The organism is Leuconostoc sp. (genome assembly GCF_965300815.1).
In genome coordinates, this window is record NZ_CBDKZH010000091.1 from 1 (window position 1) to 4,950 (window position 4,950).

At 42.7% G+C, this 4,950-nt stretch carries 5 protein-coding genes; all 5 read right to left on the minus strand.

Features of this window, described 5'->3' with window-relative positions:
* Window positions 1-42: 42 nt before the first annotated feature.
* Window positions 43-228 (minus strand): hypothetical protein, encoded by a 186-nt coding sequence (locus ACW12G_RS06160; protein ID WP_243129788.1) that lies wholly within the window; start codon window positions 226-228, stop codon window positions 43-45.
* 3 nt (window positions 229-231) lie between these two features.
* Window positions 232-1,071 carry a competence protein CoiA gene (locus tag ACW12G_RS06165; RefSeq protein WP_455647524.1) on the minus strand — a complete coding sequence of 280 codons (840 nt, stop codon included), beginning with the start codon at window positions 1,069-1,071 and terminating at the stop codon, window positions 232-234.
* 49 nt (window positions 1,072-1,120) lie between these two features.
* On the minus strand, window positions 1,121-2,560 hold the full coding sequence (locus ACW12G_RS06170) for an ABC transporter substrate-binding protein/permease (RefSeq protein WP_077283213.1): 1,440 nt from the start codon (window positions 2,558-2,560) through the stop codon (window positions 1,121-1,123).
* Between the two features lie 103 nt (window positions 2,561-2,663).
* The gene (locus ACW12G_RS06175) at window positions 2,664-3,416 is read right to left on the minus strand and encodes an amino acid ABC transporter ATP-binding protein (protein WP_455647525.1); all 753 of its coding nucleotides are present in this window, start codon (window positions 3,414-3,416) and stop codon (window positions 2,664-2,666) included.
* On the minus strand, window positions 3,413-4,861 hold the full coding sequence (locus ACW12G_RS06180; protein WP_455647526.1) for an ABC transporter substrate-binding protein/permease: 1,449 nt from the start codon (window positions 4,859-4,861) through the stop codon (window positions 3,413-3,415). Before ACW12G_RS06180 ends, ACW12G_RS06175 begins: the two co-directional genes overlap by 4 nt.
* Between the last annotated feature and the right edge of the window lie 89 nt (window positions 4,862-4,950).

Sequence of the window (4,950 nt, forward strand, 5' to 3'; positions counted from 1 at the left end):
CACCGACATTCCCTTCTTAAAATATCATAGTTTATTTTATCACTATTTTCTCACTTGACCTAATTTTTGTCGCAACGACCCATACCACACCGGTAATTCAATAACTAAGAAATAAGCACCACGCTGCACAATAAAGTGCTGCGCCACCATTTCTTGCAATAATGCCATCACTTGTTCTTGTTGAAAAGTGGGATGCCCTAAAACATAGGGTTTTAGTTTGGCCAGCATTACCTACTGATGCAAAACATGGCCAACGCCAATTTTTTCTAACACTAACACACTCTGTAACCGCCACTGCCAATTGCTGATCGTCAGACCAAAGGTTTGCCCCAGATGAATCCAGAGCGGTGTCTGCAATAATAAACGTTGTTGCAAATAAAGATAGGTAATCAAGCGCTGATCCACCCGTTTTTGCGCGATGAGTTGTTGCAGTTTGTAAATTTGTTGCACCACATCTAGGCTGCGTTGTTTGTGCTTTGGTACTGTTGTCAACAACTGCGTGCTGACAATTTCACTGTAATTAACCCGACCAAAATCTGGTTTTTCAAAATGGGCGCGGTGATAAAATTTTTGCGTATCAGGTAAATAAAAGCACAACTGCTGATTGGCTAAAAATTTAACAATCGTGCGTTGCGCCATTTTAGCCTGATAATAAGTGGCGCCTAAAATCCACATCACGGTAATGTGCTGTTGGCGGTAGCCCGCATTCCGCTTATCTAAACGTTGTTGTGAGATTGGACTACACTGATATTCAATGGCAATACGCTGATGTGCGCGGGTGATTAAAATGTCAGGTCGTTGGTTGATAGCCGGAATAACCGCTTCCAAAGTGACTTGCCCGAATTTTTGACAGTAAGTTGCCAATTGTAATTTCCCAGCTAAATGTTGCGGTGTTTCATTGTCTGAGAAAGTGTGGCACTGCGCACCCGCGCGATGTGCAAAATGCGGTTGCTTAATCTCTCCCTGACGTAAGTAGACCGGTGCCAAACAACCAGGACAGTAAAACTCACCGGTTGTCCCAGCGACATTAGCTTGCACATACGTGCCTTGCTTGTCTTGTGCGATAAACATCAAAAAAACACCTCCTATTCATCATACGAATAGGAAGTGTTTTTGATGTTTATTTTGCAGTCATGCGTTTTTCAACCCAGCGACTAAACCAAGTCAACAACGTAATCAAAATGAGATACATGACTCCAATGATTGCCCAGACACGAAAACCTTGTGAATTACGCGCCACAATCAAAGAACCTGTCTGCGTTAATTCGAGCAACCCAATGGCTGATAGAATCGACGTATCTTTTAAGGTAATAATGAATTGGTTGATGAAACTTGGCACCATAATGCGCAGCCCCTGCGGCATCACAACCCGACGCATGGCCTGACTATAAGACAAGCCCAACGACCGCGCAGCTTCCATTTGCCCACGGTTAACAGCTTCAAAGCCACCACGAACAAACGCCCCTGTATAAGCGCCTTCATTTAGAATCAGCGTGATGATACCCGCTGTAAAGGCTGGTATTTTCACCCCAGTTAAACCAGGCAACCCAATATAAATAAAGAACGCTAAGACCATCAATGGTAGGCCACGAAAAATGTAAATAATTGTGGTTGCAATTCCCCGCACCCAGCTAAATTGACTCACGCCCATGATACCGAGTAAAATACCCCAGATTGAGGCAAAAATAATCGCAATCACGGTCAACACAATGGTCTGCCACAAACCGTTGAGCAGCGCTGTCTTATTGGTCCGTAAAATCCCAAGTACAGTGCTGTTATCACTTTTAGTGCCAGAGAACGTTGCTTGCCGGGCACCCAAATACTTCGCCACAATTTTATCGTACGTGCCATCTTTTTTGATGGCAGCAAAACCACGATTAAAGGCTGCTAAGAGGGCTTTGTTTTTGCCTTTTTCAACTGCGAAACCATAAGACCCAGCGTTACCAGGTTGATCTGGGTTCATAACCTTTAAGGCCATGCCATTTTTAATCGCATATTGAATGACGGGCATATCTTCAAATGTGGCCGCCGAATTACCAACTGCCACATCATTATACATAGTATCGGTATCGTTGAAATATTTGACCTGAAAACCATATTTTTTCTGTAGCGATAGGCCATATTCAGACGCTGCCGTTCCCGTCTTTAAAGCCACAGTTTGCCCTTTTAAATCTGCCAGTGATTTAATTTTGCTGCCCTTTTTAACAATCCAAGCCACCCCTGTTTTGTAATAAGGGGTTGAAAAGTCATAAACTTGACGCCGTTCTGGTGTAATAGACATACCGGCAATAATTCCGTCAGCTTGTCCGTTTGAGACCAGTTGCGCCGCAGAATTGAAGCTCATGGGCTTCATAGTATAAGTAAACCCTTCTCGTTCGGCAATGGCTTTCATCATGTCTTGTTCAATGCCGACATAACGATTATTTTTATCTTGAAACGTGAACGGCGCATAGGTTGCATCTGTCGTAATGGTGTAGTGTGGTTTATCAGCTGACGCGATTGGCGTCATCAGAAAAAACATGACTAATGTTGCCAGCCCTAAAATGTATCTTTTTAACATGATCATTAAAATTCTCTTCCTACATTACAAAAAAGTCGACCAAACGGTCGGCTTTTTCAATCGTTTGTTGCACGTGCAATTGTGAGAATGTCTATCAAACCCATTAGGCTTGCATGACTTTGCTCAAAAATTCTTGCAAACGTGGATTTTTAGGTGCGTTAAAGACTTCTTCTGGTGTGCCAGATTCTTGAATCTTACCTGATTCAAAGAAAACCACGCGATCGGCGACTTGCTTTGCAAAGCCCATTTCGTGTGTCACGATAATCATCGTCATCCCAGAAACCGCTAAATCTTTCATGACGTTCAACACATCCCCGACCATTTCTGGATCCAGGGCTGATGTTGGTTCATCAAACAACATAATATCTGGTGACATGGCCAACGCACGAGCAATGGCGATACGTTGCTTTTGACCACCAGATAATGAATTAACTGACATATCAGCTTTATCACTCAAGCCAACTGTTTCAAGTAATTCACAGGCTTTCTTCTCGGCAGCTGCCTTGTCTAACTTGCCTAATTCAACTGGTGCCAACATGATATTTTCAAGTACCGTGTAATTATTAAAGAGGTTAAAGTTTTGGAAAACCATCCCAATATTTTCACGCACTTTGTTAATGTCTGTTGCCTTATCAGAAATATTAAAGCCGTCAACAATGATCGTGCCGTTATCTGGTGTTTCTAACTGATTCAACATCCGTAAGAAAGTTGACTTACCTGATCCTGAAGGGCCAATCATAACCACCACTTCATTTTCAGAAACGTCCAATGAAATATCTCGCAAGACATGGTTATCACCATATGACTTGTTAACATTTTCAACATGGACTTTTACTTTTGTTTGCGCATCACTCATGCGTGAATCCTCTTTTCTACCCAATTACTCAACCATGTGAGTAACGTAATCACAATTAAGTATATCACAGCGACAATGGCCCAAACGCGGAATCCTTGAGAATTACGAGACACAATCAAACTACCTGTTTGTGTCAATTCCAAGATACCAATGGCTGACAAAATTGATGTATCCTTCAAAGTAATAATAAATTGGTTAATGAAACTTGGGATCATAATCCGAATCCCTTGTGGCATAATCACCCGGCGCATTGCCCGGCTGTATGGCAAGCCCAAGGAACGCGCCGCTTCCATCTGGCCGCGATCAACGGCTTCAAAGCCACCACGGACGAACGCACCCGTATAAGCGCCTTCGTTTAAGACCAGCGTCAAAATTCCTGCCGTTACGGCCGGAATTTTCATACCAATAACCCCTGGCAACCCAATGTAAATAAAGAAGGCCAAGACCATCAGCGGCAAACCACGGAAAATATAAATAATCGTACTTGAAATACCACGGACAAAGCCATTTTGGCTCACGCCCATGACACCTAAAATAATACCCCAAATTGAGGCCAACACAATCCCAAAGCCCGACACCACACTCGTATCCCAAAGGCCTAGTAGGAAGGCCATCTTATTGGCCTTCAAAATGCCCCAAACTGTGTTGTTATCTTTCTTACTACCGGTAAAGGTTGCTGCACTAGCCCCTAAATACTTGGCTACAATTTTATCGTAAGTCCCGTCTTCTTTAATGGCTGCAAAGCCCTTATTGAAGTCGGCAAGTAACTGCGCGTTCTTACCTTTCTTAACGGCAAAGCCATACCAACCCGCTTGAATTGGTGACTTTGGATTCATCACCTTTAAGGCTGTTCCGTTTTTAACGGCATATTGAATGACTGGCAAATCACCGAAAGTGGCTTGCGAATTATCATTAATCACATCATTATAAAGGGTGTCTGAATCATTGAAATAGACCACTTTAAAGCCATACTTTTTTTGGATTGACAATGCATAGTCTGCACCAGACGTCCCTGTCTTAATTGCAACGGTTTTGCCCTTCAAATCTTTTAGTGACTTGATGTTTGACCCTTTTTTAACGGCCCAACCAATACCAGAACGGTAATAAGGTGTCCCAAAGTCAAAAACATTCTTACGTTCATCAGTGATGGACATCCCCGCCATCACCGCATCCGCCTGATCTGAAGCAACAGACTGAGTCGCAGAATTAAAGCTCATCGGCTTCAACGTGTAGGTAAAACCTTCGCGCTCAGCAATCGTTTTCAAGATTTCTTGGTCAATACCAGTGTATTGTCCATTTTTATCTTGGAAATCAAACGGTGGATAAGTCGCATCCGTTGTAATCACATAATTTGGCTTCTCAGCAGCATGTGCGTTCAGCCCAAATCCGACAAACGATAGCAAAGCTATCGCCACAATTAACAAATATTTTTTCATCTTTTCCATAATAAGTTTATTCTATCAAACCCAACCAGTCTCCAGTTATGTCATGTGAGCTTAAATGACATGATTATCACATTCGTTATAAGCAATGA

What these genes read in the sequence shown, in the direction of transcription:
- ACW12G_RS06180 (WP_455647526.1), bottom strand. Translation starts at nt 4,861, where the DNA reads ATGGAAAAGATGAAAAAATATTTGTTAATTGTGGCGATAGCTTTGCTA.
- ACW12G_RS06165 (WP_455647524.1), bottom strand. Translation starts at nt 1,071, where the DNA reads ATGTTTATCGCACAAGACAAGCAAGGCACGTATGTGCAAGCTAATGTC.
- ACW12G_RS06160 (WP_243129788.1), bottom strand. Translation starts at nt 228, where the DNA reads ATGCTGGCCAAACTAAAACCCTATGTTTTAGGGCATCCCACTTTTCAA.
- ACW12G_RS06170 (WP_077283213.1), bottom strand. Translation starts at nt 2,560, where the DNA reads ATGTTAAAAAGATACATTTTAGGGCTGGCAACATTAGTCATGTTTTTT.
- ACW12G_RS06175 (WP_455647525.1), bottom strand. Translation starts at nt 3,416, where the DNA reads ATGAGTGATGCGCAAACAAAAGTAAAAGTCCATGTTGAAAATGTTAAC.